This is a genomic window from Specibacter sp. RAF43, from assembly GCF_052114065.1.
In the GTDB taxonomy this organism is placed as follows: Bacteria; Actinomycetota; Actinomycetes; order Actinomycetales; family Micrococcaceae; genus Specibacter.
Window position 1 is genome coordinate 59,631 of the sequence record NZ_JBFREA010000002.1, and the last position, 26,742, is coordinate 86,372.

Here is a 26,742-nt window from a genome sequence, read left to right on the forward strand (position 1 = left end):
TTGGCAACAGAAAAATCCGCCGCCGCGGCAGCCCGGTTTGTCCGGGATGCCGCGGCGGCTGTGCGCCCCGGCCACATCGCCGGCCCGCGCGACCCCGGCGACGCCTGGGTCGAGGGGGAGGCCGGCAAGTTTTGGGGCAGGTTCGGCTCGGCCGGGCTGTTGGTGTTCGACGCCGGCCGCGGGGTCCTGCTCCAGCACCGGGCCCTCTGGTCCCATCACGGCGGCACGTGGGGGCTGCCCGGCGGCGCCCTGCACGAAGGTGAGGACGCCGTGACCGGGGCACTGCGCGAGGCCCGGGAGGAAGCCGGCGTGCCGGGGGAAATCTTGGAGCTGTTGTTCACCTCCGTGTTCGACGTCGGCTATTGGAGCTATACCACGGTGGCCGTGCAGGCCGTTTCCCCCTTTGAGCCGACCATCAGCGACCCCGAAAGCCTGGCCCTGGAGTGGGTGGCGGTCGACGGCGTCGCCCGGCTGGCGCTGCACCCCGGCTTTGAAAAAGCCTGGCCCGGGCTCCGCCGCCGCCTGCCGGACTAGCCCAGCCCCAGCAACTCCACCGTGCGCCGGCGCATGTCCATCTTGCGCACCTTGCCGGTGACGGTCATGGGGAACTCGTCCACCACCAGCACGTAGCGGGGCACCTTGTGCCGGGAGAGGCGCCCCTCGCAGAATGCGGCCACGGCGGCCGCATCCAGGGGTTCCGCGCCGGCCTTCATAAGCACCCAGGCGCACAGTTCCTCGCCGTATTTTTCATCGGGGACGCCGATGACCTGGACATCGGCGATGTCCGGGTGGGAGTAGAGGAACTCCTCGATCTCGCGCGGGTACAGGTTTTCCCCGCCCCGGATCACCATGTCCTTGATCCGGCCCACGATGTTGACGTAGCCGTCCTCGTACATGACGGCCAGGTCTCCGGTGTGCATCCAGCGGGCGGCATCGATGGCCGCGGCCGTCTTCGCCGGGTCGTTCCAGTAACCGAGCATGACCGAGTAGCCGCGCGTGCAAAATTCCCCGGGCTCCCCGCGCGGGACCGTCAACCCGGTGGCGGGGTCCACGATCTTCACTTCCTGGTGCGGGTGCACCCGGCCCACGGTCTCGGTCCGGTGGGCGACGTCGTCGTCCGGCAGGGTCTGCATCGACACGGGCGAGGTCTCCGTCATGCCGTAGGCGATGGAGACCTCGCCCATGTGCATCTCCGTCATGCACCGCTTCATGACCTCCACCGGGCAGGGCGAGCCGGCCATGATCCCGGTGCGCAGGCTCGAGAGGTCATAGGAGGGGAAGTCGGGCAGGTTGAGTTCGGCAATGAACATGGTCGGCACCCCGTACAGGGCCGTGCAGCGTTCGTCCTGGACGGCCCGCAGCGTGGCGGCGGCGTCAAAGGACGGCGCCGGGATCACGATCGTGGCGCCATGGGTGGTGGCGCCGAGATTGCACATCACCATGCCGAAGCAGTGGTAGAACGGCACCGGGACGCACAGGCGGTCCGCCTCGGTGAAGTTGATGGTCTCCGTGACGAAGAAGCCGTTGTTGAGGATGTTGTGGTGGCTGAGGGTGGCGCCCTTGGGGGACCCGGTGGTGCCGGAGGTGTACTGGATGTTGATGGGATCGTCGGTGCCCAGCCGGGCCATGGCCTGCCCGACGGCGTCCGCCGGCACCGCGGCCCCGCCCGCCACGAGCGCGTCCCAGGACCCGCCGCCGATATAGACCACCTCGGTCAGCCCGGGGCACTCCGGGCGCACCGCCTCGATCATGGCCGCGTAGTCGGACCCGCGGAACTCCGGCAGGGCGACGATCATGCGCATCCCGGACTGCTGCACGGCGTACCTGAGCTCGTGGACGCGGTAGGAGGGGTTGACGTTGACCAGGATGGCGCCGATCTTCGCCGTGGCGTACTGGATGAGCACCCACTCGGGCACATTGGGCGCCCAGATGCCCACCCGGTCGCCCTGGGTGACGCCGGCGGCAAGCAATCCGCGCGCCAACGCGTCAATGTCGCCGTCCAGCTGCGCATAGCTCCACCGCCGGCCCGACGGCGTGTCCACCAGGGCTTCCCGGTCGGGGAAGCGTGCGGCGGTCCGGGCGAAGTTGCCGCCGATCGTCTCGCCCAGTAACGGGGTGGTGGAGGTTCCGGACGTGTAGGAGGTAGCTGTGGTCGTCATGTGAGAATGCTAACGCCTGGCGGGGTCGGCGGTGAGCTTTTCCGGCAGGAAGCCGCGCCCGACCAGGCGGGAAAGCAGGGGGCGGGCGCAGGTGGCGGCCAGCGTGGCGGCGTGTTGTTGCCACGGCGACATCGGCGCCGTGCCGGCGGTGTCGGCGGTCGAGAGCAGCCCGTGGACCCGTTGCTGCAGCGGCTGCATGAGGCGGACCGGCCATTGCCGCCGCCGTTGCACCCGGCGCACGTCCCGCTCGGTGAGCGTGCCGTCGCGCAGTCCCGGTGCCAGGTAGCGTGCGGCGGCCACGGCATCCTGGAGGGCATAGTTCACGCCCACCCCAAAAACGGGGGACATGGCATGGGCGGCGTCGCCGAGGCAGAGCAGTCCGGGCACCGACCACCGCCGCAGCCGGTCCAGCTGGACGGAGAGCAGCTTGACCTGCTCCCAGTCCGTCAGCGTGCCCAGAACGGGAGCCAGGAACGGGGCGTTGGCGAGCACGCGGGCCTTGAAGGCGTCCAGCCCGGCGGCCCGGAACGTCTCGAAACCGCCCTTGGGAATGAGCATCCCCATCTGGTAATAGCCGGGGCGGGGGATGGTGATGACCAGGGTGCCGTTGCGCAGGTAGCCCAGCGTGTCCGGCGGCGGCGACGGCGGAATCGGCAGGCGGAACCAGAGCACGTCGATGGGCACGCCCAGGGCGTCCGGGCGCAGCCCCGCCGCGGCCCGGAGCGTGGAAGTCCGCCCGTCCGCGGCCACGGTCAGCCGCGCCCCGAAGTCCAGCCGCCCGTCGGGCCCCCGGGCCGTGACCCCGGTGACGGCGCCGCCCCGCCGCAGCAGGCCGGTCGCCTCGGTGCCCATGAGCAGGCGGAAGGTCGGCAGGGTGCGGCCCTCCCCGGCCAGCAGCTCGAGGAAGTCCCACTGGGGCATGAGGGCAAGCCGCTTGTTCACCCCGCGCAGGCGGCCGAAATTCACCGGAGTCAGGCGGGTGCCCCGGACCACGACGTCGAGGGTGGTGATGCTGCTTTGCGGGATCCGCAGGAATCGCTCCCGCAGGCCCAGCTGGTCGAGCAGGTCCAGGGTGGAGGGGTGGATGGTGTCGCCGCGGAAGTCCCGGAGGAAGTCGCCGTGCTTTTCCAGTACGAGGACCTCGACTCCCGCCCGGGCGAGCAGCAGCCCCAGCATCATGCCGGCCGGGCCGCCCCCGGCAATGCAACACTCGGTTTCCATGGTGTGATCGGGCATCGGGAACCTCCCTGGCCGTCCCGGCAGATGGAACTGTGGCCTGCCCCCGATGCTACTCCGGGGAATTGGTGCCGGCACCGGTCCGGAGGATAAAGTAAGAAAGCAAATAGCCTAAGTTTTTGTTGCTGAATTGAACGGCAGGGAGCGCAGCACATGCGGTGGACCACCCCGTGATGGACGGCATTTTGGCCCTGCCCTTCGTGTGGGCCTTTGGCGTCCTTTTCGTGATCGTCATGGTGCGCTCCAACGCCACGTACTGGGCCGGGCGGGGCATCGCCGCCGGCGGGCGACGGACCGCCCTGGTGCGGTACCTGGATTCCCCGTCGGTGCGCCGGGCTGAAAAGGCCATCGCGCGCTGGGGTGCGCCCGCCGTGGCCGTGAGCTTCTTGACCATCGGCTTCCAGACGGCCGTCAACGCCGCCGCCGGGCTGGGCCGCATGCCGCTGCGCCGCTACCTGCCGGCCACCGTGGTTGGTTCAATCATGTGGGCGGCCATCTACGCCACCATCGGCCTGGCCGCGTTCGACGCCGCCATCGCCGCCGCGGCCGGCTCGCCCGGGGCGGGGGTCGCCCTCGCCGTGATGGCCGCCGTCGCCCTGGCGGCCGGGTGGTGCCTGCGCCGCCGCCGGGCCCGGCTGCGCGCGGCCACCGCTGCGGGCGGCACGACGGCCCGGGGCGTCGAACACCACGGGTAGAGTCGTAGACATGCAGGAATCGACCACTTTGACCTCCGTGCGCCAGGGCTCCTATTACCGGCACCTGGGCGGAAACCGCTTTGAATCCACCGAACACGCCCAGGGTGCCTGGAATCCGGAGGAACAGCATATGGCCCCGGTCACCGGGTTGATGGTCCGGGCGCTGGAGCAGTGCGCGCCGCGTCCGGGCATGCGCCTGGCCCGGCTCAACTTTGACATCCTGGGGCTGATCCCCGGCGGCGAATTCACCATCGACACCTCGGTCCTGCGCGCCGGCAAGACCATCGAGCTGCTCCAGGCCGAGCTGAGCGCGGACGGCCGCCCGGCGGTCCGGGCCACCGCCTGGCGCCTGCAAACCACCGACACCACCGCCGTCGCGGGGCTGGAAGAGGAGCCGTTCGCGCCGCCGGCCGACGCCCAGCCCTGGGACGGCATGAACATCTGGCCCGGCGGGTTCATCGCCACCCTGGAGGGCCGGACGGTTCCCGGCCATCGCCCCGGTCGCGGCCGCGCCTGGCTGCGCAGCCCCTACGGCATGGTCGACGGCGAAACCTCCTCGGCCCTGGTGCGCCTGCTGGGCCTGGTGGACAGCGCCAACGGCATCGCCGCCCGCGTCGCCCCCGGCCCCGGCAGCTACATCTTCCCCAACGTCGACTTGTCCCTGCACATCCACCGCGAACCCGTCGGGGAGTGGCTGGGCCTGGACAGCCGCGTCACGTTCGCCGGCGACGGCATCGGGCTGACCTCCTCGGTGCTGCACGACACCGCGGGCGCGTTTGGCCGGTCCGAACAGATCCTGACCGTCCGGCCCGTTCGCGCCGCCCGGTGAGCGTCCACCTTGCCCCGGAGCTGGTGGTGCGCCGGCAGACGGAGACCCTCGGCGCGGAGGCCGATCTCAACCGCGGCCTGGACCTGCTCGCCACCGTCAGGGCCGGGCAGGACCCCGCCCTGCTGCGGCTTTACCGGCCCCAGCCCACCGTCGCCTTCGGCCAGCGCGACACCCGCATGCCGGGGTTCCCGGACGCGCGCCGGGCCGCCCTGGCCCGCAGTTTTGTGCCCGCCGTCCGCCGCGCCGGTGGCCGGGCCGCGGCCTACCACCGGGGCTGCCTGATCGTGGACCACATCCAGCCGGAAACCGATGCCATCGCCGAGGCGAAACCGCGGTTCCGCTTCTTTGGTGAGCTGTTCACCGCCGCCCTGGCATCACTGGGCGTGGACGCCGGGGTGGGGGAGATCGCCGGGGAATACTGTCCCGGCGAGTTCAGCGTCTTCGGCCGGGGCACCGCCGGGACCGTGAAGCTCGTGGGCACGGCGCAGCGCGTTGTCTCCGGGGCCTGGTTGTTCAGCTCGGTGATCGTGGTGGAGGATTCCGCGCCCATCCGCGAGGTGCTCGTGGATACGTACGCGGCGCTCGGACTCGACTGGGACCCTCGCACCGCCGGTGGCGCGGCGGACCTGGTGCCCGGGCTGACCGTGGACGCCGTGGAGGACGCCGTGCTGGCCGCCTATGCAGCCCACACGGAGCTTGTCCGCTAAAGCGCCCGGATGCCCGGCGCCTCCGCGCCGATGGTGGTGGAGTCCCCGTGCCCGGTCAGCACCGTCGTCTCCGGCGGCAGACTCAGCAACCGCTCGGTGATGGAGCGGACGATCGTGGGGAAGTCGCTGTAGGACCGGCCCGTCGCCCCCGGCCCGCCGTTGAACAGGGTGTCGCCGGTAAAGACCACACCGAGGGACTCGGCGTAAAAGCAGGTGGAACCGGGGGAGTGCCCCGGGGTGTGCAGCGCGGTCAGGGCCGTTCCGCCCACGGTGAGGGAGTCGCCGTCGTGCAGGTCAACGTCCGGCGCCGCCTCCGGATACACCGCATCCCAGAGCATCCGGTCCGCCGGGTGCAGGTGGATCGGCGCGCCGGTGCCCGCTGCCACGGCCCGGGCGGCCCGGATGTGGTCGTCGTGGGCGTGCGTAAGCAGCAACGCCCGGACGGTGCGTCCGGCCACGGCCTCCAGGATGGCCGTCGGATCATGCGGGGCGTCGACGATGACGCAATCGGAGTCATCGCCGATGATCCAGACGTTGTTCTCCACCTCCCAGGTGCCCCCGTCCAGGGAGAAGGTGCCGGCGGTGACCAGCCTGTCCACGCGCACGCTCATGCGAACTCCACCACCGAACGGAGCACGGCGCCCTGGCCCATCCGGGTGAAGGCGGCCTCGATGTCGTTGATGGTGATGCGTTCGCTGACGAACGCATCCAGGTCCAACCGGCCCTGCTTGTACAGCGCGATGAGGGTGGGGAAGTCGCGGGAGGGCAGGCAGTCCCCGTACCAGGAGGACTTCAGGGCCCCGCCCCGGCCAAAAACGTCCAGCAGCGGCAGCTCGAGGGTCATCTCCGGCGTCGGCACCCCGACCAGGACCACGGTGCCGGCAAGGTCGCGGGCATAGAAGGCCTGCTTGTAGGTTTCGGGCCGGCCGACGGCGTCGATGACCACATCGGCGCCGAACCCGTCGGTGAGGGCGCGGACGGCCTCCACCACGTCCCCCGCGGTGGCGTCCACGGCATGGGTGGCGCCAAGCGCCTTGGCCGACTCCAATTTTTTCGGGTCCCGGTCCACGGCGATGATGGTGGTGGCCCCGGCCAGGGCCGCGCCGGCGATCGCGGCCGATCCCACGCCGCCGCAGCCGATGACGGCCACGGTGTCCCCGCGGCCCACCCCGCCGGTGTTCATGGCGGCGCCCAGCCCGGCCATGACGCCGCAGCCGAGCAGGCCGGCGGCGGCGGGGTCGACGTCGGGATCGACCTTGGTGCACTGCCCGGCAGCCACCAGCGTCTTCTCGGCAAACGCGCCGATGCCCAGGGCGGGGGTGAGGACGGTGCCGTCCTCCAACGTCATTTTCTGGGTGGCGTTGGCCGTGTCAAAGCAGTACTGCGGGCGGCCCCGGCGGCAGGCGCGGCAATTGCCGCACACGGCCCGCCAGTTCAGGATGACCCGGTCGCCGGGAGCCACGGTGGTCACATCCGGTCCCACGGCGCTGACCACGCCCACGGCCTCGTGGCCGAGCAGGAACGGAAAGTTATCACCTATGCCGCCCTGCTTGTAGTGCAGGTCGGTGTGGCACACCCCGCAGGTCAGGATGTCCACCAGGGCCTCGCCCGGCCCTGGGTCCGGGACCAGGATCGTCACAAGCGTCACGGGCGCGTCCTTGGCCATGACCACGGCGCCTTGAACCTTGTGAACCATTGCGTTGCTCCTTTGTGATGACCGATGTTCAGATGCCATCTTGCCCCATGTCCGCCCCGCCCGCCACTTGGCGGCAAACAGTGGACCGGGCATCGGGGAAGCAGCCGATGCCCGGCATTGGTGACGGCGGAGCGGTGCCCCCGCTAGAGGGGTTCGCTGTGGGCGTCCTGGCGGAATTCGCTCGGTGTTTGGCCGAAGGCCTCCCTAAACGTGTTGCCGAAGTGGGACGCGGTCTTAAAGCCCCATCGCATCCCAATCGAGGCCGCGGACACGGACTGGAGGGCGGGATCGCTCAAATCGCGTCGGCAGCGCTGGAGGCGGCGGTTGCGAATCCACGAGGAAACCGTCAGGCCCTCTGCATGGAAAATACTGTGCAGCTGACGGAGGGAAATATAGTGCGCCGCCAYGATTAGTCCGGGGCCCAGCTCGGGATTGGAGAGGTTCTTGTCGATGTAGCTTTGAACCTGTTCGAGCATGGGCCGGGCCGCCCGATGCGGCGGGCCGGCAATGTCCAGCTGGCTCTGGAACATGGTGGTGACCAGGTCCAGGGCACCCTGGGCGGCCAGCACCCTGCTGCGGCCGGAGATGGTGTCCATGAGCCCGTTGAGTGTCATGAGCAAGGTGCCGGCCGCCGGGGCGAATCCGTCCCGGGCCCCCGTGCGCGTTGCCGTCAATTGCCCTATCTGGTCGCGGGGAAGCCCGATCAGGTGTTGGGGAAACTTCATGCACAAGTTTCGATAGTCGCTGCTGCTGACGACCGTGGTGGGCCGCGTCGTGTCAAAAAGGGTGAGGTCTCCGGGCTGCAGGACGGCGGTGCGGTTGTCCTGGGAGAATTCCCCCACGCCGGCAATCTGCAAGCAGAGGAGGTAGTCGGGCCGCTCGGCGCTGCCGATGCTTTCGGCCCCGCGGTGGGCCGTGTGCCGCCCGGTGGACATTTCGATGAATTCAATGCCGGCGACTTTCCGGTTCCGCAAATAGCCCTGGAAGGCTCCCGGGCCGTCGGATTCGACGTTGAAGTTCATCAGTGACCGGGAGAGCAGGGCGGCCCAATCCTCGATGCTCCGCACACCCGCCTGCGGATCCGGGGCGGGCGATTCTGACCGGGAAGCCTCGCTGTTCATACTCAATCCTTCTCTGCGACCTGCAGGGAATAGAAAACCACGCGGCGATGCATGAGTCGGCATCTGTTTGAAGAGTACGCCGCCCGCGAGCGGGCGGACGGGCCGACGAGTGGGTCTGCACGGATCGACTATGCAACTGCACTCCTCGGCAATGCGCAGTGACCCAACTCACTCATAGCCTATGGGTGAAGCCGCGAAATGAAAACAGCAGGCGGATGAATTCGACCATCCGCCCACGCCGAGGATCGCCCCCAAAGGACGGCTTCCCCACAGCACCAGCAACGAATACGCCCACCGGCGTCAGCAAGCCGGGAGGCCAGGAAGAGGCAGCTATGAATGATTATGAAGTTCCGGTCCTGATAGTCGGCGGCAGTCTTGTAGGCATGACCAGCGCCGCCCTGCTGGGCACCCACGGAATCCCTTCATTGGTCGTGGAACGCCATCGGGGACCGGCCATCCATCCCCGGGCCGCGCTCATTCTCCAGCGTTCCATGGAGGTTCTGCGCACCGTCGGGCTCGAGGAGATTATCCGGGCCAAGTCGGCCGAACAGTTTGACCAGGATGCCGCGATCATGGCGGTGGAGAGCCTGGCGGGCAAGGAAATCGCCTGGTACCTGCCCAAACTCAATGACGGGGTCCGGGATCTGAGCCCGTGTGAAAGGCTGTTCGCCACCCAGGTGGCCGTTGAGCCGGTCCTTAGCGAACGGGCCCGCCAGCTCGGCGCCCAGACCTTGTTTGGCACCGAACTTCTCAGTTTCGAACAGGACGCCGACGGCGTGACGGCCGTGATCAAGGACCGCGACAGCGGCGTTACCTCAACCGTCCGGGCACAGTACATGCTCGCAGCCGACGGCGCCCACAGCCCGATCCGTGAGCAGCTCGGCATCGGCACCGTCGGGCACGGGGTGCTCTCCAAGAGCATCACCATCTATTTCCGCGCGGACGTCAAGGACCTGCTGCGCGAGCGGAACCTGGGCGTGATCATGGTGGTCAATCCCACCCTCCAGGGCTTCTTCCGCATCGAAAAACCCTACAAGTCCGGCTTCCTGGCAGTCCATGGCCTGGGGGACCCACAAAACCCGAACAGTGACATCTGGACCGATCTGACCGACGAACGCTGCGTGGAGTTGGTGCGCGCCGGCCTCGGCGACGAAGGAATCGCCGTGGAAATCGATGACGTCATGCGCTGGCAGGCAACGGCTGAGGTGGCGGAGACCTTCCAGAGCGGGCGGGTCTTCCTGGTCGGCGACGCGGCCCACTCCATGCCCCCGTACGGCGGATACGGCGGAAACACCGGAATCCATGACGCCCACAACCTGGCGTGGAAACTCGCCGCGGTCATCGGCGGCCAGGCCGGGCCCGAGCTGCTGGCAAGCTACGATCCCGAGCGCAGGCCGGTGGCGGCCTTTACCGTCGAACAAGCGTATTCCCGGTATGTCACCCGGGCGGCGCCGTTCCTGGCAAAGAACGGGATGGACCCGGTGGTCAGCGATGCGAACATCGACCTTGGTTACCACTACCGCTCCGCCGCGGTCGTGTCCGACGGGGACGACCAGGGTGAAATCCAGCACGACCCCCGCGTCTCCAAGGGCCGGACCGGCACCCGGGCGCCACACCACCCCCTGGCGGACAGCGGTGACGTCACCTCAACCCTGGACCTCTTTGGACGCAACTTTGTCCTCCTGACCGGGCCGGGCCAATCCGAGTGGCGCGAAGGCGCCCGCCTGGCCGCGGAGGCGCTTAACGTCCCCATTGACGTCCACTCCATCGGCGTCAATGCCGACTACCCCGACGCGAACGGTGGATTCGCCGAGGCCTACGGCATCTCCGCGACCGGCGCCGCCCTGGTTCGCCCTGACGGCTTCGTGGCCTGGCGGGCAACAGGGCATGCCGATGCCACCGAGCTGTCCATTGCGGACGCACTCTCCGGCCTGCTCGCCCGTTCCCCGCAACCCGCGGCACCGGACGCCGAAGGACTGGCCGAACCCCTGCCGGTGTAACCCCGCCGCGACCCATACAACTTTCATCCCCCGAGTTTCATCCACAAGAAGGAGCAAGAAGATGGCCTACCTCGAAGGCTCGCACCATGTCACCCTGTCCGTCGCCGGAGCACAGGAGGACGTTGACTTCCATGTCAACACCCTGGGCATGCGCTTCATCAAGCGCACGGTCCTCTTTGACGGGACAACCCCCGTCTACCACCTCTACTATGCCAACGCCAACGGCGACCCGTCCTCGGTGATCACCACCTTCCCCTGGGCCCAGGCCGGCCTCATCGGAAAGCGCGGCACGAACCAGGCCCGCGAGGTCCTGCTCTCCGTGCCCCCCACGTCCCTGGACTTCTGGCACCGGCGCCTGACCGAACGCCACATCCAGACGGAAAACGTGGAGGTATTTGACCAGCGACGGCTCACCTTCCGCCACCCCAGCGGCATCGAGTACGTATTCGTTGGAAACGCCAACGACGAGCGTGAAGGATTCGCCGGGAACGGCGTGCCCGCCGAGCACGCCATCCACGGTCTCCATGGCGTCGGCATACACGTCTCCACCCCCGAACGCATGGTCGACTTCGCCAACGACACCTTCTTCGCCCAGGGCGAGATTCACGAAGACGGGGACCGGGCCGCGTTCCAGGTCGGGAACGGGAAAATCGGCAATCACATCGAATTGATCGCCAACCGCACCGAAGACCAGGGCACCTGGCACTTCGGCGCCGGAACCTTCCACCACTTCGCCTGGAACCTGGACACCCTGGAGAACCAGGACGAAGCCAAGTTCGGCATCGAAGGTGCCGGCTATACGGACATCTCCGAACTCAAGGACCGCAAGTACTTCAAGTCCGTGTACGTGCGCACCCCCGGCGGGGCCCTGTTTGAACTGGCCGTCACGCACGCCGACGGCGGCTGGGACTGCGACGAGTCCCCGGAGGAGCTGGGGACCAAGTTCCAGCTCCCGCCGCAGTTTGAGTCGCGTCGTGAGGAAATCTTCGAACAGCTCGAGCACATCACCGTCTAATCCACCCCGGGGCGCCCCTCAACGGGGCGCCCCGCCCGGATCCCCGTCTAGGAAGGAGCACCCGCCATGGAAGCCAACAGGCATGTGGGACGGCCGATGCAATCGTGGGGCGCCGAACCCTCACAGACCCGGCTGGCAGTTCTGGCGGTGCACGGACGCGGCCAAACCCCATCCTTCATGCACCAGCAATCACAGCGGATCCACTCCGAAGGGATCCGGTACTACGCTCCCCACGCATTTGGTGACAGCTGGTACCCGCGACCCTTCATGGATCCGATCGAACACAACGAGCCCGACCTTGCGCACGCGCTCGACGCCCTCCAACACAGCATTGCCGGGATCGAGGCCGACGGGATCCCGTACCGGGACGTGGTCCTGTGGGGCTTCTCCCAGGGCGCCTGCCTCCTGGCGCAGCTCATGGTCAGCTGGCCCAGCCCGCCGGCGGGACTGCTCATCTTCACCGGCGGCTTCCTGGGGCACGGGCCCATCGAACCCCCGGCCGGGCGGCCCCTCGACGGCGTCCCCGCCGTCCTGCGCAGCATCGAGCATGACCCCTGGGTGCCGCCGGGGCGGGTGCAGGACACCGCCGAGCTCCTGGCCGCGATGGGGGCCGAGGTGGACCTGCGCATCTCGCCCGGCACCGAACACGTCATCACCGATGAGGCCATGACCGCGGCGGGGTGCCTGCTGACTCGCGCTCCCGAACGGGCCGCGCAACGCCGCGAGCCCGTCAGGCATCCCGGCACCTCCTTGCACCACCCCACAGTCGATTCCCAACGTTAGGAAAATCAAAATGTCCGTAGTAACCGGCTCCAGTCCAACCATCCCCACCACCCTCACGCCCGGGACCTGGACCCTCGACGGCCCCCACAGCGAGGTCGGCTTCACCGTCCGCCATGCGGGTATCAGCAAGGTCCGCGGCAGCTTCGACGACGTCTCCGCCACCCTTCGGGTGGCAGAGACCCTGGAGAAGTCGCTGGCCACCGCAACGATCGTCGCCCAGAGCTTCAATTCCAATGATGCCAACCGGGACGCCCACGTCCGAAGCGCGGATTTCTTCGATGTTGACCAGTTCCCCCACCTGACCTTCGTCTCCACCGGTTGCACCGGCAGCGGGGACACCTACGATCTGCACGGGGACCTCACCATTCGGGGCATCACCAAGTCGGTCACCCTCCACACCGAGTTCAACGGCGTGGCCGTCGATCCCTTCGGTGCCACCMGGGCAGGGTTTTCCGCCGTCACCGTCATCAGTCGAAAGGAATTCGGCCTGACCTGGAACGCGGCGCTTGAGGCCGGCGGCGTGCTGGTCGGGGACAAGGTCACCATCCACGTCGAGGCGGCCTTCATAGCCCCCGAGTCCTAGCCCGGGCCCCTGCCGCCATATCCACGGCACATCCCGTTCGCAGCACTCAATCACCTTCCCAAAAAGGACCCAACATGGACCTCGCATTTGAACATGACACTCTTGGACAGCGCATACTCTTCGGTTCGGGCAAAGCCGCGGAAAACCTTGCGGCCGAAGTAGCGCGCCGCGGGGCCGCCGCCATCATGGTGATCTCCTCGGAGGCCGAGGCGCAGATCGCCGCCAGCGTCTGTTCGGGCATTGCGGTTGCCTTGAACTATCACGAGGTAGCCCCGCACGTGCCGATCGAAAAGGCCGTCAAGGCCCGCACGGCCGCCGCCGAAGCCGGCATCGATTTGCTCATTTGCGTGGGTGGCGGCTCCACCACGGGCCTGGCCAAGGCCATCGCGCTGACCAGCGGGCTGCCCATCATCGCCGTCCCCACCACCTATGCCGGCTCCGAGGCAACCAACGTCTGGGGGCTGACGGAGGCATCCCGCAAGTCCACCGGCGTGGCGAACAGTGTGCTGCCCCAGACGGTGATCTACGACCCGGAACTGACCTACTCGCTGCCGGCCGAGCTGTCCGTCGCGTCGGGAATGAATGCCCTGGCGCACTGCATCGACTCCATGTGGGCCCCCCGCGCCGATCCGATCAACCGGGCCTTGGCGGCCGAGGGAATCCGGGCCCTTGCCCTGGGCCTGCCACTCATCAAGGCCGATCTCTGCAACAAGACCGGACGGGAGCAGGCGCTTTACGGTGCCTATCTCTCCGCGGTCGCGTTCGCCTCGGCGGGGTCCGGAATGCACCACAAGATCTGTCATGTCCTGGGCGGGGCCTACAACATGCCCCACGCCGAAACCCATGCGACGGTCCTTCCCTATGTCCTGGCGTTCAACGCGACGGCGGCACCCGAGGCCGCGGCGCGCATCGCCGCCGCCTTCGGCGCCGCCACCGCCACCGAGGGCCTGAACAGCCTCAGGGACAAGCTCGACGCGCCACGGGCGCTGCGGGACTACCGCCTGGAGGAGGCCAACATCGCCGAGGCCGCCCAGCTCATGCTGCCGGTGATCCCACCCTCCAATCCGCGCTCCGTCACCTCCGAGGACCTCGAACAACTACTCCACGCTGCCTGGGCCGGCAGCGCCCCGGGGCTTGGCTAAGGCTGCCCGACCGAGGGCGTCCGGGCCGGCCACTAGCCAACGATGTTCATAAGGCGTACATTTGTTCACAAAGTGAACCTAGCAAGGACCGCGCGGATGCGGTCCGGAACGAAGCTGTGAGGAACCCCATGAAGCAGGCATACCTGTACGACGCGCTGCGAACACCGTTTGGCAAGTTTGGCGGCGGGCTGGCCGGGGTGCGCCCGGACGACCTGGCCGCCCACGTGCTGGCAGCGGTGGTCGAGCGGGCCCCGTCGCTGGAGGCCGGGCGCATCGATGAGGTGATTTTCGGCAACGCCAACGGCGCGGGCGAGGAGAACCGGAATGTGGCCCGCATGGCCACGCTGCTGGCCGGGCTGCCCACCTCGATCCCCGGCACCACCGTGAACCGCCTGTGCGGCTCCAGCCTGGACGCGGCCATCATCGCCTCCCGCCAAATCAATGCCGGCGAGGCGCAGCTGGTGGCGATCGGCGGGGTCGAGTCGATGAGCCGTGCGCCCTGGGTGCTGCCCAAGCCCGCCAGGGCCTACCCGGCGGGCGACGCGTCGCTGGTCTCCACCACCTTGGGTTGGCGCCTGGTGAATCCGGCCATGGCCGCGGAATGGACGGTGTCACTGGGCGAGGCCACCGAGCAGCTGCGCCAACGTCACGGCATCACTCGTGAGCGCCAGGACGAGTTCGCGGCGAACTCCCACAACCTGGCCGACGCCGCCTGGCAGGCCGGCCACTACGACCATCAGGTGGTGGCGGTCCCCGGCACCGGGCTGGTCCGGGATGAAAGCATCCGCCCGGGCAGCTCGGCCGGTACCCTGGCGGGCTTGAAGACCGTCTTTCGCGCCGAGTCCGCAACGGAGGACGGCGGCACGGTCACGGCCGGCAACGCCTCCCCGCTCAGCGACGGCGCCGCGGCGGCCCTGCTGGGGACCGAGGCCGGCGCCGAGCTGCTCGGCCGTGAGCCGCTGGCGCGCATTGCCGGCCGCGGCGCCTCCGCCGTGGAGCCGCAGTACTTCGGGTTTGCGCCGGTGGACGCGGCCAACCTGGCCCTCAAACGCGCCGGCATCGACTGGGGCGAGGTGGGCGCCGTCGAGCTTAATGAGGCCTTCGCGGCGCAGTCGTTGGCGTGCATCGACGCGTGGGGGATTGACCCGCTCCTGGTGAACGAGTGGGGCGGAGCCGTGGCGATCGGGCACCCGCTGGGTGCCTCCGGCATCAGGATCCTGGGCACCCTGGCCCACCGGCTGCGGGCCTCGGGCCGGCGGTGGGGTGTTGCCGCCATTTGCATTGGGGTGGGACAGGGCTTGGCCGTGGTACTGGAAAACGTGCACGCCACCCGGCCCTGAGAGGCCGCGGAGGATCCGCCGGATCGGCCGGCACCAATGCACCAAAAAAAGCACCAGGCAATGCACCAAACGGATGTGAGGGGATTGGGCCAATGCTCAACTTTGTGGAAACGGCCGCGGAGGCGGTGGCGGGGATTCGGGACGGCTCGTGCATCCTCATTGGCGGCTTCGGCAACGCCGGACAGCCGATGGAACTCATCGACGCCCTCCTGGACGGCGGGGCGACGGGCCTGACGGTGGTCAACAACAACGCCGGCCAGGCCGACGCCGGGCTGGCCCTGTTGATCAAGGAACGCCGCGTGGCCAAGATCATTTGCTCCTTTCCGCGGCAGTCCGACTCCTGGCATTTCGATGCCGCCTACCGGGCCGGCGCCATTGAGCTGGAACTGGTGCCCCAGGGCAACCTCGCCGAGCGCCTTCGCGCGGCGGGGGCCGGCATTGGCGGCTTCTTCACCCCCACCGGCTACGGCACGCTCCTGGCCGAGGGCAAGGAAACCCGCATCATCGACGGACGGGGCCACGTGTATGAAACCCCCATCCACGCCGATGTGGCACTGATCAAGGCATGGACGGCGGACCGGGCCGGCAACCTGGTCTACCGCAAGACGGCACGCAACTTTGGCCCGGTCATGGCCGCCGCGGCCACGCGGACCATCGTGCAGGTCTCCACGGTGGTCGCCACCGGCCGGCTGGACCCCGAAACGGTGGTCACGCCCGCCATTTACGTCAACACCGTGGTGAGGCTGGGCGCCCTGCCCGGCGCCGCGGCAGCAACTCTCGAGCGGGAAGGGGCAATGCAGTGAGCCGGGAACGATTGGGCCGCGAGGAGCTGGCCAGGCTGGTGGCGGGGGACATCGCCCCCGGCTCCTTCGTCAACCTGGGCATCGGCCAGCCCACGCTGGTCTCCAACTACTTGCGGGCGAGCCAAAACGTCACCCTCCATACGGAGAACGGCATGCTGGGCATGGGGCCCGCGGCCGTCGGGGACCAGGTCGACGGAGACCTGATCAACGCCGGCAAGATCCCCGTCACCGAACGGCCGGGGGCCAGCTACTTCCATCACGCCGATTCGTTTGCCCTCATGCGCGGCGGACACCTGGATGTGTGCGTGCTCGGAGCGTTCCAGGTCTCGGCCGCGGGCGATCTGGCCAACTGGCACACGGGCGTCCCGGATGCGATCCCGGCCGTTGGCGGGGCCATGGACCTGGCCACGGGCGCCAAGGAGGTGTACGTGATGATGTCACTGTTCACCCGGGAGGGGGTCGCCAAACTGGTCCCGCACTGCAGCTACCCCCTCACCGGCGTCGGATGCGTGCGACGCATATACACTAATGAGGCCGTGTTCCTGATCGGCCCCGAGGGTGTCCGCGTCCGCGAGACCTACGGGATCGACTTTGCGGACCTGGCCCGGCGCGTGGATGTTGCGCTGCTACCGCCCGAGGGGGCCTGACCGTCCAATCAACTGGGGAGACCATGACCGAGAGCAAACCCGCCGGCGAGCAGTTCGTGCAATCCCTGGCCCGCGGCCTGGCGGTCATTCGCGCCTTTGACGCAGACAATCCGCGCATGACGCTCAGCGAGGTGGCCCAGCGCACGGATCTTTCCCGTGCCACGGCCCGGCGGTTCCTGCTGACCCTGTCCGACCTTGGCTACGTGCGCACCGACGGGCGAATGTTTGAACTGACCCCGGCCGTGCTGGCCCTAGGCTACTCCTACCTCTCCAGCCTCTCCCTGCCCCAGCTGGCCCAACCGCATCTGGAACTGCTCTCCCGCCAAGTGGGGGAGTCCACCTCGGCGTCGGTCCTGGACGGCGGCGACATCGTCTACGTCTGCCGCGTGCCGGCCAAGCGGATCATGAGCGTGGCCATCACCGTCGGGACCCGGTTTCCGGCGTACGCGACCTCCATGGGACGGGTCCTGCTGGCGGGCTTGCCGGCGCAGGCGCTGCGGCACTACCTGGACGGCGTGACCATGGTGCCCCTGACGGAGACCGCCCTCTCCTCCGTGGCGGAGCTGGCCGGTGAGCTCGAGCAGGTCCGCCGCCAGGGCTGGGCCGTGGTGGACCAGGAACTGGAGGCAGGCCTGCTCTCCGTGGCCGCACCCGTGCGCGACGCCGCCGGGACCGTCGTGGCGGCCATCAACGTCTCGATGCGCGCCCGCTACGGCGACGAAGGGGACCACATGGATTCCATCCGGTCACACCTGCTCGCCGCCGTGGCGGCCATCTCCGCCGACGTGGCCGCCCGCGGCGGACGCTAGTTAACGGCAGGCACGCCGAGCTTGGCCAGGACGTCCTTCAGCGACGGGTTGGTCGCCGCGGAGCCGTCCGGGAAGATCACCGTGGGTACCGTCTGGTTGCCCCCATTGAGTGATTCGACAAGCTCGGCCGTCCCMGGGACGTTCTCGATGTTGATCTCCGTGTACCCGATGCCCTGCCCGTCCAGCTGCTTCTTCAGGCGCTTGCAGTAGCCGCACCACGTGGTGGAAAACATGGTGATGGTGCCGGTTTCGGGGGTGTATTGCACGGTGCGCTCCTTGGAATGACTGCGTAATGAATGACTGCGTAATGGCTGCCGGGTTTCACTGGGCACAACGCTACCGGGTGGGTGCCGTATTCCCCTATCGGGCCCACCATGCCACCATGGACAGCATGTGCGGACGATACGTAATGGCCAGGGCCGTCGGGGACCTGGTGGCCGAGCTTGAGGCGGAGGCGCAGGACGGGCTGCAAGTGCCGGCCTCCTATAATGTGGCGCCCACCTCCGACGTGCCGATCGTGCTCGAGCGCCTCATCGACGGGGAGCCGCACCGGCAGGTGCACGTGGCCAAGTGGGGGCTGGTGCCACCCTGGGCCAAGGACGCCGGCGTCGGGGTCCGTTCCTTCAATGCCCGCAGCGAGACCGTTGCCGACAAGCCCACGTTCCGGGCCGCGCTGAAGTCCAAGCGCTGTGCCGTGCCGGTCGAGGGCTACTACGAGTGGCGGAAACTGCCCGACGCCAAGACGAAGCAGCCGTATTTTGTGCACAGCCGCGACGGATCGCTGATCACCCTTGCCGGCCTCTACTCGTGGTGGAAGGACCCGGCCAAGGCGGCCGGCGCCGCGGACCAGTGGCTGCTCTCCTGCACCATCCTCACCATGGCCTCCCCGCCCGACGGCGAACTGGCGGCTCTGCACGACCGGCTGCCGGTGCCGCTGACCCGCGCCGACATGGCCGAATGGCTTGACCCGTCGGCGCAGGACCCGGCCTTGATACTGGACACGGTGCTGGCCGAAGCCCATGCAGAGGCCGCCACGTGGCGGCTCGATCCGGTGGGGCCGGAGGTCGGCAACGTTCGCAACGACTCGCCGGAGCTGATGACGCCGCTGCGCCGGTGACGCGGCCGGCGTCGGCCCTAGTCGTCGCCGTCGTCCGGGCTCCAGCGGCGGAAATCCAGGGACAGGTACAGGGCCAGGGCCGCGGAGTTGGAGGCTTCCACCCGCAGGGCCACGTCCTTGTGCCCGTTGTTGAACAAGGTGTCCATGGTGGCCATGACCAGGTCCTCGGCCAGGCCGCGGCGGCGATGGTTGCGATCGGTGATCAATTCGATAATGAACGGTGCGTCGGGCGTGTCGTCGCCGATCGCGTGTTCCACGACGAGGACGGCGGCCACGATCTTGCCGTCGTCGTCCAGGGCAACATGTGAGGCCTCGGGCAGGAAGCTGCCGTATTTGCCCTCCAGGGACGCCTTGATGTCGGCGACCGCTTCGGCCAGCGATTCCCCGGCCACCCCGGGGTCATAGGCGGTGAAATACAGTTCGCCGAGCCGGGGCAGGTCAGATGTCACGATGGTGCGCGAGGTCGTCTTCAGTTCGCGTTCCAGCGGCGTGGTTTTGGCGATGAGTGTGACCATCTCAGTCATGGAACGCTCCTTAGAAATCGGTGTGCAGGCAACGGCGCGGCGGCATCTTTTGACCGTAAGGCAATGCTAGACGCCCACGCCTTTGACAGCTATGTTCATAACGATTTTGTGGCCCGGCATCGTGCCCGGGCCAACCCCGTTTCCTCCCAATTGGCGGCGTTGCCGCGTGAAGTGAGCGTACACCGAATTTCTGGCGAATCGACGGTGGTCCCCCGGAGCCCAAGTCCGGGACGGCGCCCGGGGGTCAGATGGATTGGCGGTAGCCGAAGAATTCGTGGTCCTCGTTGTAGCCGCCAAAGCCGCCGCCCAGCTCGGAGAAGTCCTCGACAAATTCGATGCCCTTGATCCACTTGACCATCTTGAAACCGAGCTGTGTTTCATTGCGCAGGCGCAGCGGGGCGCCGTGGCCGAAGGACAACGTCTCGTCGTTCATGTCGTACGCCAGCATGGTCAGCTTGAAGCTCATTTGTTCGATGGCGTGCGCGTCGTAGTAGATGCCCCGCTCGGGTCCGTCGCCAAAGGAGTAGAAAACCACCCACTTGGCCTGGGGCAGGGGCTTTACCAGCTCGAGGATGGTCTGCATGGACACCCCGCCCCACTTCGCCACTCCTGACCAGCCCTGGATGCAGAAGTGCTGGGTGATCTGCTCGTGGTGGGGGAGGGCGCGAAGCTGGCGCAGATCCAGGTCCACGGGGTTCTCGACCATGCCGTCGATGCGCAGCCGGTAGTCGGCAAATTCCCCGGCCTGCAGGGCCTTGTACTCCGCGGAGTCCGGGTAGTGTCCGTTGTGCCACAGGTAGGGGGAGATGTCCTGCTCCGTGTATTCACCCGGCTGGGCGTCGATGTGCTCAAATAGTCGCTGGGCGGGGCCGATCAGGGCGTAACCCACGCGCTGGATGACCCGCGGGTGGCGGAGCGTATAAGGAGTTGCCGCAACCCAACCGACAATGACGACCACCATCGAGGCGGCGAAGACCCAAAAACCGACCCAGGAGCCGTCGTCCCGGCCGGCGTACATGTGGTTGAGATTTTGCAGGGCACCGGTGGTGACCACCAGGCTCACGTGAACGACGATGAACAGCAGGAACCAAACCAGGACCAGGAAGTGCAGGGACCGTGCGGTTTGGATGCTCAGGATCTTGCTGATCCGCCGGAACCGGGTGGAGAGGGCGGGGGACATACCCAATCCGGTGACCAGTGCCAGCGGCGCCGCGACGAAGACGGTCACGAAATACGCAATCAACTGCAGGCTGTTGTAGTTGGTCCAGCCGGCCTCGACTGGCCAGTCCAGGGACAGATATTGGATGCCCACCGAAAGGGCGTTGGGGAGGACGTCCCAGTGCAGCGGGACCAGTCGCAGCCACTGCCCGGTGGCAAAGAGCAGCACATAAAACACGACGCCGTTGAGCAGCCAAAGCGTGTCCACCCCCAGGTGCCACCAGCGGGCGAGGCCGATCGAGTGTCGCAGCCCCGGCAAGCCAATCTGTTGGGGCAGGCTGATGGAGTCCTGCTTGGCCGTCCACAGCGGCTCCGCCGGCACGGGCTTTTGGATGCGGAACCATTCCCTGTCCGGCGTGCTGTGCCGCGTCCAGTACAACCGCGGGTGGTCGGTGAGGATCTGCGCGCCGGACCTGATGATAAAGATCATGAAGAACAGATTCAAGAAATGCTGCCAGCCAAGCCAGGCCGGGAATCCCACGGGGGCATTCCCGGGCAGCTCGGACATGCCGGGATAGTGGTGGATGAACGACTGCACCGACGGCAGGCCACGCAGGCCCTTGGCAACGGCGATCGCAGTGATCACCAGAATTAGGCCGATCGGCAGCAGCCAGAGCAGGTTGAACCACTTGTCCCGCCCGACGCGCACCCGGGGAGCGACGCCGCGGTCCTGGGGAAGGGAACCGGCAAATGTCCGCGGATCGATGACGTTGCCGCCTTTCACCAGCTGGGCCCTGAAACCGTGGACAGGATCGGACTCATGGGATCCGGGCGCAGAGGGTGGCGTTGGCAACATGTCGTTCATCGGGCTTCGATTCTAGGCGGAGAGGGTCGGGTGGGCCGGGATCCTCGTTGCCCCGATCATACTGCCGAGTAGGGTTGTCGCCGCGGCGGCGCGGACAACCAGGACGGGGCACCCGGCATGGGCCGCGACGGCCGAGCTGACGGATCCCCTCTCTCATGCTTGCTTCCGTCCGTTGCTCAGCCGCGTGGCGGTGTCCATGTCCAGTCGCGAATTGCCGGCAGGTCCTGGAAATGCTCGTGAATGTAGCTTTCGTGGCTGGCGAGCATGGCCGTGCAGTGCTCCGCCAGCTCGCGGGCTCCCTCGAACCGTCCCGGCACCCGATGCAGGGCCTCCAAAGCCAGGTGGAAGCGGCTCATTCGATTCAGGACCACCATGTCGAACGGCGTCGTGGTGGTGCCCCGCTCGTTGTAGCCCCGGACATGGAAGCGGGCCGGATTCCTGCGACCGTGCAGGAGCTGGTGGAAAGCGCGGGCGTACCCGTGCCAGGCCACAATCACCTCGCGGTCCGAGGTGAAGAGCGCCTCAAAATCGACGTTGGGGAGGCCATGCGGATGGACATCCGGGGGAGGCAGCACCAGCAGGTCCATCACATTGACCACGCGGACCCGCAGCCCGGGCACATGACGCTGCAGCAGCCACGCGGCGGCCAGGGTTTCCTCGGTCGGCACGTCGCCGGCGCAGGCGAGGACGATGTCCGGCCCGGAGGCGTCCTCATTTCCTGCCCAATGCCAGGTGGAGGCGCCGGCGGCGGCGTGGCGCCGCGCGTCGTCCAGGGACAGGTACTGCGGGTGGGCCTGTTTGTCCACGACCACCAGATTGACATAGTCCTTGCTGAGCAGGACGTGTTCGGCCACGGCCAGCAAGGTATTGGAATCCGGCGGCAGATACACCCGGACCACCGATCCGGACAGGGACAGGACGGTGTCGATCAGGCCCGGTCCCTGATGGCTGAAGCCGTTGTGGTCGTTGCGCCAGCACGTGGAGGTGAGCAGGATATTCAGGCTTGGAACGGGGTGCCGCCACGGCAGTTCCCGCGCATGGGCGAGCCATTTGGCGTGCTGGACGGTCATGGAGGCGCTGACCATCGCGAAGGCCTCGTAGGTGGCAAAGAGACCGTGCCGCCCGGAGAGGGCGTAGCCCTCCAGCCAGCCCTGGCAGAGGTGTTCGGAGAGGACTTCCATGACCCGGCCGTCCGGTGAAACATGGTCATCCCCGGCCTGGCGCGGCCCCATCAGGCACCGGTCGGTGACCTCGAAAACGGCGCCGAGGCGGTTGCTGGTGGTCTCATCCGGGCAAAACAGCCGGAATCGGGGATCGTCCGCCGTGTCGGCGTAGATGTCCCGGAGCATTTCGCCCAACGGCCTGGTCGTCTCGTGCAGGGTGGACCCGGGAGTGCCGACGTCGAGGGCATAGTTCTCCAGCGGGCGCAACGGCAGCGGGGCCGCACTGGTGCCGCCGTTGGCCCAGGGGTTGGCTCCCATGCGCAGCGTGCCCCGCGGGGCAAGGGCGGCAAGTTCGGGCACCAGGTGCCCCCCGGCGTCAAAGAGAGTCTCCGGCTTGTACGAGCGCAGCCACGCCTCCAGCTGCGCCAGGTGGGCCGGATTTTCCCGGACCCCGGCCAGCGGAACCTGATGGGCGCGGAACGTGCCTTCCACGGGGACGCCATCCACGGCGGTTGGCCCGGTCCAGCCCTTGGGCGTGCGCAGGATGAGGGCCGGCCAGCGTGCCGGCCCGCCCGCTCCGTGCCGTCGCGCCTGGTCCTGGACGTGGCGGATCCGTGCGTGCGCGTGGTCCAGTGCCCTGGCCAGCTGGTGGTGCACCAGGGCCGGGTCGTGGCCGGAGACGACGACGGGATCCCAGCCGTGCGCGGTCAGCAGCGCCGCGACCTGCCCGTCCGTCCGGCGGCCCAGCACCGTGGGAGAGGAAATCTTGTACCCGTTGAGGTGCAGGATCGGCAACACCGCCCCGTCCCGGCCGGGATTGAGGAAGGCCGGCGCCTTCCACGCTCCCTCCAGGGGTCCCGTCTCGGCTTCCCCGTCCCCGATGACGCAGGCGACAATGAGGTCGGGATTGTCCATCGCCACGCCCGTGGCATGGGCCAGCGAATAGCCCAGCTCCCCGCCCTCGTGGAGGGAACCGGGAGTCGGCGGACCTACGTGGCTGGGGATGCCGCCCGGGGTGGAGAATTGGCGCACCAGCAGGCGCAGCCCCGCGGCATCGCGGGAAATCCGGGGATAAATCTCCGTGTAGCTGCCCTCCAGGTAGAGATTTGCAACCACCGCCGGGCCGCCGTGCCCGGGCCCGGCCACCAGGAGGAGCTGGGCTTCGGTGCGGCGGATGAGCCGGTTGAGATGGGCATAGACGAACGACAGGCCCGGGCTGGTTCCCCAATGTCCCAACAGGCGCGGCTTGATGTGTTCGGGCCGCAGCGGCTCACGCAGCAGGACATTTTCCTGGAGATAGATTTGGGCCACCGTCAGGTAATTTGCCGCAGCCCAATACCGCCCGAGCATGTCCCACTCCTGCGTCGCCCCGTTCAAGCCATTCACGATTGACTCCCTGTGGTGATGCGTCGATGCCGGCCCCGTGCCTTTCAGCGTCCCACCGTGGCGGGCGGGGTGCTAGGGACCTTGTACCCTTTCGCGCACCGCTGCACGGGGCAAGTATTGTTCCTGTTGGGCCGGGCGGTTGGGGCCGGCCGCGGACACGTTAAGGACGGGGCTGCCATGGGCGGACGTGCGGGCAAGCTGTTCGGGGCGGTCGGCCCGGCCCGGAACGGGCCCGAATTCGCCGGGATGCCGACACGGTCCGGGGCAGGGCGGCGGGACGTCGATGGACCGCCTGGCGACCGGTAGGGCGTCCGGGGCGCCGGTTCAGGCACTCACCATCGCCCATGCTGCACGGCTGACGCCCGACCAGGTCCTCCTCGAGATGGGATCAACCCCACAGGGGCTCTCCGGCAGTGAGGCACAACGCCGCCTGGCGCAGACCGGCCCCAACGCCCTGCGCACGCACAAGGCCAGCCCCTGGCCGGTGCTGTGGCGGCAGTTGCGCAGTCCCATCCTGATCCTCTTGATTGTCACCGCCGGCGTGTCCATGTTCCTGGGGGATGCGACGAACTCGATAGTCATTGGCGCCATCTTGGTGGTGAGCGTCGGTTTGGGATTCAGCAACGAGTTCCGGGCCGAACGGGCCGCGGAGGCACTTCACTCGCGCGTCACGCACACCGTTGTGGTCCTTCGGGACGGCAAGGAACGCCAAATCGAGCTGGTCGCCCTCGTGCCCGGCGACGTCGTCCGGCTGGCCGTGGGCGCTGTCATCCCGGCCGACATCCGGCTGCTGGTTGGCTCGGACCTGCTCTGTGATGAAAGCATCCTGACAGGGGAATCCCTGCCCGTGGACAAAACGCCCGCCCCCATTGTCGCAGAGGCCTCCCTGGGTGACCTGGCGTGTTGCCTGTTCATGGGCACCGTCGTGGCGGCCGGCAACTGCACCGGCGTCGTGGTCGCCACCGGCGGCCGGGCCGAGTTTGGCCGGATCGCCCTGGGGCTGGGGGAGCGCCAGCCCCAAACCGAATTCCAGGTGGGCCTGAAACGGTTTTCCTACCTGCTGCTGCAGGTGGCGCTCGCCCTCACCACGCTGATCTTCCTGGCCAACCTGCTGCTGGGCCGCCCGCCGCTTGACTCGCTGCTGTTTTCCCTCGCCATCGCCGTCGGCGTCACCCCGCAGCTGCTGCCCGCCGTCGTCAGCACCGCCCTGGCCGCCGGTACCCGGGCCCTGGCGAAGCGGGCGGTGCTCGTGAAGCGGCTGGTCTGTATTGAAGACCTCGGCGACATGGATGTGCTGGTCACGGACAAGACCGGCACCCTGACCGAGGGCCGCATCAGTTTCACGGCCGCCCTGCCCGCCCGCCCGGACATCTCCGCGGCCCGGCTGTTTGCCCTGGGCCTGGCCGCCACCGAGGCCGACTACTCGCACGGCACCGTCTCCACGCTTGGCCAGAACCCCCTGGACGCCGCCCTGTGGGAAGCGCCGGCCGCCGGCGACTTTGAACCGGCCGGCCACCGGCGCCTGGATATCATCCCCTTCGACCACCGGCGCCGCCGCACCAGTGCCCTCGTGGCCGATGCGGCCGGCAACCGCCAAATCGTCACGAAGGGCTCGCCCGAGGACGTCATGCCGCTGTGCGACGGGGTCCCCGGGGAGGCACAGGCCCTGCTGGATGAACAGTACGACGCCGGTGCCCGCGTCGTCGCCGTCGCCTCACGCCCCGCCGCGGGGATGGACACGATCTCCCCTATCGACGAGCGCGGGTTGGCGCTCGCCGGCTTCCTGGTCTTCCTGGACAGGCCCAAGTCCAATGCCAAGGACTCCCTGGTCGAGCTGTCGAAGCTGGGCATCACCGTCAAGATCGCCACAGGGGACAACGCCCGGGTAGCGGAAAAGGTGTGCATGGACCTGGGGCTGGAATCCCGCAAAACCCTGACCGGCGTGCAGGTGGACGCGCTCTCGGACACCGAACTGGCCGAGGTGCTGCCGGAGGTGGGCATCTTTGCCCGCGTATCACCGGAACAAAAGTCCCGTGTCATCAGCCTCCTGCGCCGGGAGGGCCGGGCCGTCGCCTTCCTGGGTGACGGCGTCAACGACGCCCTGGCCCTGCACCACGCCGACGTCGGCATCTCGGTGGACAGCGCTACCGACGTCGCCAAGGATGCGGCGGACATTGTCCTGATGGACAAGGACCTCGGCGTCCTGGCCGAAGGGGTGCGGGAAGGCAGGCGCATCTTTGCCAACACCATCAAATACGTCCTCATGGGGACCTCCAGCAACTTTGGCAATATGTTCAGCGCCGCCGCAGCGTCGGTGGTGTTGAGCTTCCTGCCCATGCTCCCGGGGCAGATCCTGCTGAACAACCTGCTTTATGACACCGGCCAGCTGGCCATCCCCGGCGACCGTGTGGACCAGGAGCAGCTGATCGCCCCGTCCCACTGGGACATTGCCTTCATCCGGCGCTTCATGCTCGTCTTCGGCCCCGCCAGTTCCCTGTTCGACTTTGCCACCTTTGCCCTGATGCTGTTCGTCTTCAAGGCGGCCCCCGGGGAATTCCGGGCCGGCTGGTTCATCGAGTCCATCGCCACGCAGACGCTGATCATCTTTGCCATCAGGACCCGCCGGGTGCCGTTCTTGCGCAGCCGCCCCTCCGGCGGGCTGCTGGGTGCCTCCCTCGGCGTGGTGGCCGCGGGTGTGCTGCTGCCGCTCTCACCCCTGGCCGGGGTGCTGGGCTTTGACCCGCTGCCCGTTCCGTTTTTCCTGGCCCTGCTGGCCATGACCGTGGTGTATTTGGTCCTGGCGGAGGGCATCAAGAAATGGTTCTTTTCCCGCACCGCGCAACTTCCGCCGATGGTCCGCCGGCGCGACCACGCGCACCATGTTCATCGCCGCGCAGCCCGGTTCAGCGTTCCCCATTCGGTCCTCTCCCGCTGATTGCGCCGGCAGGGCAGGGATGGGCCGTT

24 protein-coding genes are annotated in these 26,742 nt (G+C 68.0%); 15 read left to right on the plus strand and 9 right to left on the minus strand.

Annotation, left to right across the window (positions count from 1 at the left end):
- A complete protein-coding gene (locus AB4Y80_RS01875) occupies positions 1–534 on the plus strand; it encodes an NUDIX domain-containing protein (RefSeq protein WP_442211598.1) in 534 nt (177 codons plus the stop codon).
- Here the strand turns inward: AB4Y80_RS01875 and AB4Y80_RS01880 are convergent.
- Together AB4Y80_RS01880 and AB4Y80_RS01885 are read right to left on the minus strand one after the other, a co-directional pair.
- Positions 531–2,159: an AMP-binding protein gene (locus AB4Y80_RS01880; protein ID WP_442211599.1), complete on the minus strand. Its 1,629-nt coding sequence runs from the start codon at positions 2,157–2,159 to the stop codon at positions 531–533. The two genes, AB4Y80_RS01875 and AB4Y80_RS01880, sit on opposite strands and share 4 nt — an antisense overlap.
- 9 nt (positions 2,160–2,168) lie before the next feature.
- Positions 2,169–3,395, minus strand: a complete 1,227-nt coding sequence (locus tag AB4Y80_RS01885) for an FAD-dependent oxidoreductase (RefSeq protein ID WP_442211600.1) — start codon at positions 3,393–3,395, stop codon at positions 2,169–2,171.
- A 173-nt stretch (positions 3,396–3,568) separates the two neighbouring features.
- Here AB4Y80_RS01885 and AB4Y80_RS01890 point away from each other — a divergent pair, with 173 nt between their 5' ends.
- Genes AB4Y80_RS01890 through AB4Y80_RS01900 form a run of 3 tightly spaced genes read left to right on the plus strand, consistent with a single transcriptional unit; the run spans position 3,569 to position 5,626 of the window.
- Complete coding sequence (locus AB4Y80_RS01890) at positions 3,569–4,090, plus strand: DedA family protein (protein WP_442211602.1); 522 nt, start codon at positions 3,569–3,571, stop codon at positions 4,088–4,090.
- A 10-nt stretch (positions 4,091–4,100) separates the two neighbouring features.
- Positions 4,101–4,919 carry a thioesterase family protein gene (locus tag AB4Y80_RS01895; protein WP_442211603.1) on the plus strand — a complete coding sequence of 273 codons (819 nt, stop codon included), beginning with the start codon at positions 4,101–4,103 and terminating at the stop codon, positions 4,917–4,919.
- Complete coding sequence (locus AB4Y80_RS01900) at positions 4,916–5,626, plus strand: lipoate--protein ligase family protein (protein WP_442211604.1); 711 nt, start codon at positions 4,916–4,918, stop codon at positions 5,624–5,626. Before AB4Y80_RS01895 ends, AB4Y80_RS01900 begins: the two co-directional genes overlap by 4 nt.
- Here the strand turns inward: AB4Y80_RS01900 and AB4Y80_RS01905 are convergent.
- The 3 genes from AB4Y80_RS01905 to AB4Y80_RS01915 all read right to left on the minus strand — a co-directional run bounded on the left by AB4Y80_RS01905 (position 5,623) and on the right by AB4Y80_RS01915 (position 8,443).
- Positions 5,623–6,237 (minus strand): MBL fold metallo-hydrolase, encoded by a 615-nt coding sequence (locus AB4Y80_RS01905; protein WP_442211605.1) that lies wholly within the window; start codon positions 6,235–6,237, stop codon positions 5,623–5,625. The two genes, AB4Y80_RS01900 and AB4Y80_RS01905, sit on opposite strands and share 4 nt — an antisense overlap.
- Positions 6,234–7,322, minus strand: coding sequence for an S-(hydroxymethyl)mycothiol dehydrogenase (locus AB4Y80_RS01910; protein WP_442211606.1), 1,089 nt, complete (start codon positions 7,320–7,322; stop codon positions 6,234–6,236). The genes AB4Y80_RS01905 and AB4Y80_RS01910 overlap by 4 nt, the downstream gene beginning before the upstream one ends.
- Positions 7,323–7,465: 143 nt before the next feature.
- The gene (locus tag AB4Y80_RS01915; RefSeq protein ID WP_442211608.1) at positions 7,466–8,443 is read right to left on the minus strand and encodes a helix-turn-helix domain-containing protein; all 978 of its coding nucleotides are present in this window, start codon (positions 8,441–8,443) and stop codon (positions 7,466–7,468) included.
- Between the two features lie 332 nt (positions 8,444–8,775).
- On the opposite strand from AB4Y80_RS01915, the gene AB4Y80_RS01920 reads away from it, so the two are divergent.
- The 9 genes from AB4Y80_RS01920 (at position 8,776) to AB4Y80_RS01960 (ending at position 17,565) form a co-directional block, all read left to right on the plus strand.
- Complete coding sequence (locus tag AB4Y80_RS01920; protein WP_442211609.1) at positions 8,776–10,443, plus strand: FAD-dependent monooxygenase; 1,668 nt, start codon at positions 8,776–8,778, stop codon at positions 10,441–10,443.
- Positions 10,444–10,504: 61 nt separating this feature from the next.
- Positions 10,505–11,458, plus strand: a complete 954-nt coding sequence (locus AB4Y80_RS01925; protein WP_442211610.1) for a VOC family protein — start codon at positions 10,505–10,507, stop codon at positions 11,456–11,458.
- Positions 11,459–11,524: 66 nt separating this feature from the next.
- Complete coding sequence (locus AB4Y80_RS01930; RefSeq protein ID WP_442211611.1) at positions 11,525–12,241, plus strand: alpha/beta hydrolase; 717 nt, start codon at positions 11,525–11,527, stop codon at positions 12,239–12,241.
- Positions 12,242–12,251: 10 nt separating this feature from the next.
- The gene (locus AB4Y80_RS01935) at positions 12,252–12,824 is read left to right on the plus strand and encodes a YceI family protein (protein ID WP_442211612.1); all 573 of its coding nucleotides are present in this window, start codon (positions 12,252–12,254) and stop codon (positions 12,822–12,824) included.
- A gap of 74 nt (positions 12,825–12,898) precedes the next feature.
- Complete coding sequence (locus AB4Y80_RS01940; protein WP_442211613.1) at positions 12,899–13,966, plus strand: maleylacetate reductase; 1,068 nt, start codon at positions 12,899–12,901, stop codon at positions 13,964–13,966.
- A 128-nt stretch (positions 13,967–14,094) separates the two neighbouring features.
- The gene (locus AB4Y80_RS01945) at positions 14,095–15,306 is read left to right on the plus strand and encodes a thiolase family protein (protein WP_442211614.1); all 1,212 of its coding nucleotides are present in this window, start codon (positions 14,095–14,097) and stop codon (positions 15,304–15,306) included.
- Positions 15,307–15,398: 92 nt separating this feature from the next.
- Positions 15,399–16,109 carry a 3-oxoacid CoA-transferase subunit A gene (locus AB4Y80_RS01950; RefSeq protein ID WP_442211615.1) on the plus strand — a complete coding sequence of 237 codons (711 nt, stop codon included), beginning with the start codon at positions 15,399–15,401 and terminating at the stop codon, positions 16,107–16,109.
- Complete coding sequence (locus tag AB4Y80_RS01955; protein ID WP_442211616.1) at positions 16,106–16,756, plus strand: 3-oxoacid CoA-transferase subunit B; 651 nt, start codon at positions 16,106–16,108, stop codon at positions 16,754–16,756. The genes AB4Y80_RS01950 and AB4Y80_RS01955 overlap by 4 nt, the downstream gene beginning before the upstream one ends.
- A gap of 23 nt (positions 16,757–16,779) precedes the next feature.
- Complete coding sequence (locus AB4Y80_RS01960) at positions 16,780–17,565, plus strand: IclR family transcriptional regulator domain-containing protein (protein ID WP_442211617.1); 786 nt, start codon at positions 16,780–16,782, stop codon at positions 17,563–17,565.
- On the opposite strand, the gene AB4Y80_RS01965 is transcribed toward AB4Y80_RS01960, so the two are convergent.
- Positions 17,562–17,831, minus strand: coding sequence for a mycoredoxin (locus AB4Y80_RS01965; protein ID WP_442211618.1), 270 nt, complete (start codon positions 17,829–17,831; stop codon positions 17,562–17,564). The genes AB4Y80_RS01960 and AB4Y80_RS01965 overlap by 4 nt on opposite strands.
- A gap of 125 nt (positions 17,832–17,956) precedes the next feature.
- Here AB4Y80_RS01965 and AB4Y80_RS01970 point away from each other — a divergent pair, with 125 nt between their 5' ends.
- Positions 17,957–18,682, plus strand: coding sequence for an SOS response-associated peptidase (locus AB4Y80_RS01970; RefSeq protein WP_442211705.1), 726 nt, complete (start codon positions 17,957–17,959; stop codon positions 18,680–18,682).
- Between the two features lie 17 nt (positions 18,683–18,699).
- Here AB4Y80_RS01970 and AB4Y80_RS01975 read toward each other — a convergent pair whose 3' ends face one another.
- From AB4Y80_RS01975 to AB4Y80_RS01985, 3 genes are all read right to left on the minus strand, one after another.
- Complete coding sequence (locus AB4Y80_RS01975; RefSeq protein ID WP_442211619.1) at positions 18,700–19,206, minus strand: GNAT family N-acetyltransferase; 507 nt, start codon at positions 19,204–19,206, stop codon at positions 18,700–18,702.
- A gap of 244 nt (positions 19,207–19,450) precedes the next feature.
- The gene (locus tag AB4Y80_RS01980; RefSeq protein ID WP_442211620.1) at positions 19,451–21,148 is read right to left on the minus strand and encodes a molybdopterin-dependent oxidoreductase; all 1,698 of its coding nucleotides are present in this window, start codon (positions 21,146–21,148) and stop codon (positions 19,451–19,453) included.
- Positions 21,149–21,405: 257 nt separating this feature from the next.
- Positions 21,406–23,742 carry a phosphoketolase family protein gene (locus AB4Y80_RS01985; RefSeq protein ID WP_442211706.1) on the minus strand — a complete coding sequence of 779 codons (2,337 nt, stop codon included), beginning with the start codon at positions 23,740–23,742 and terminating at the stop codon, positions 21,406–21,408.
- Positions 23,743–24,061: 319 nt separating this feature from the next.
- Here AB4Y80_RS01985 and mgtA point away from each other — a divergent pair, with 319 nt between their 5' ends.
- A complete protein-coding gene (mgtA, locus tag AB4Y80_RS01990) occupies positions 24,062–26,713 on the plus strand; it encodes a magnesium-translocating P-type ATPase (RefSeq protein WP_442211621.1) in 2,652 nt (883 codons plus the stop codon).
- The last annotated feature ends 29 nt before the right edge of the window (positions 26,714–26,742 follow it).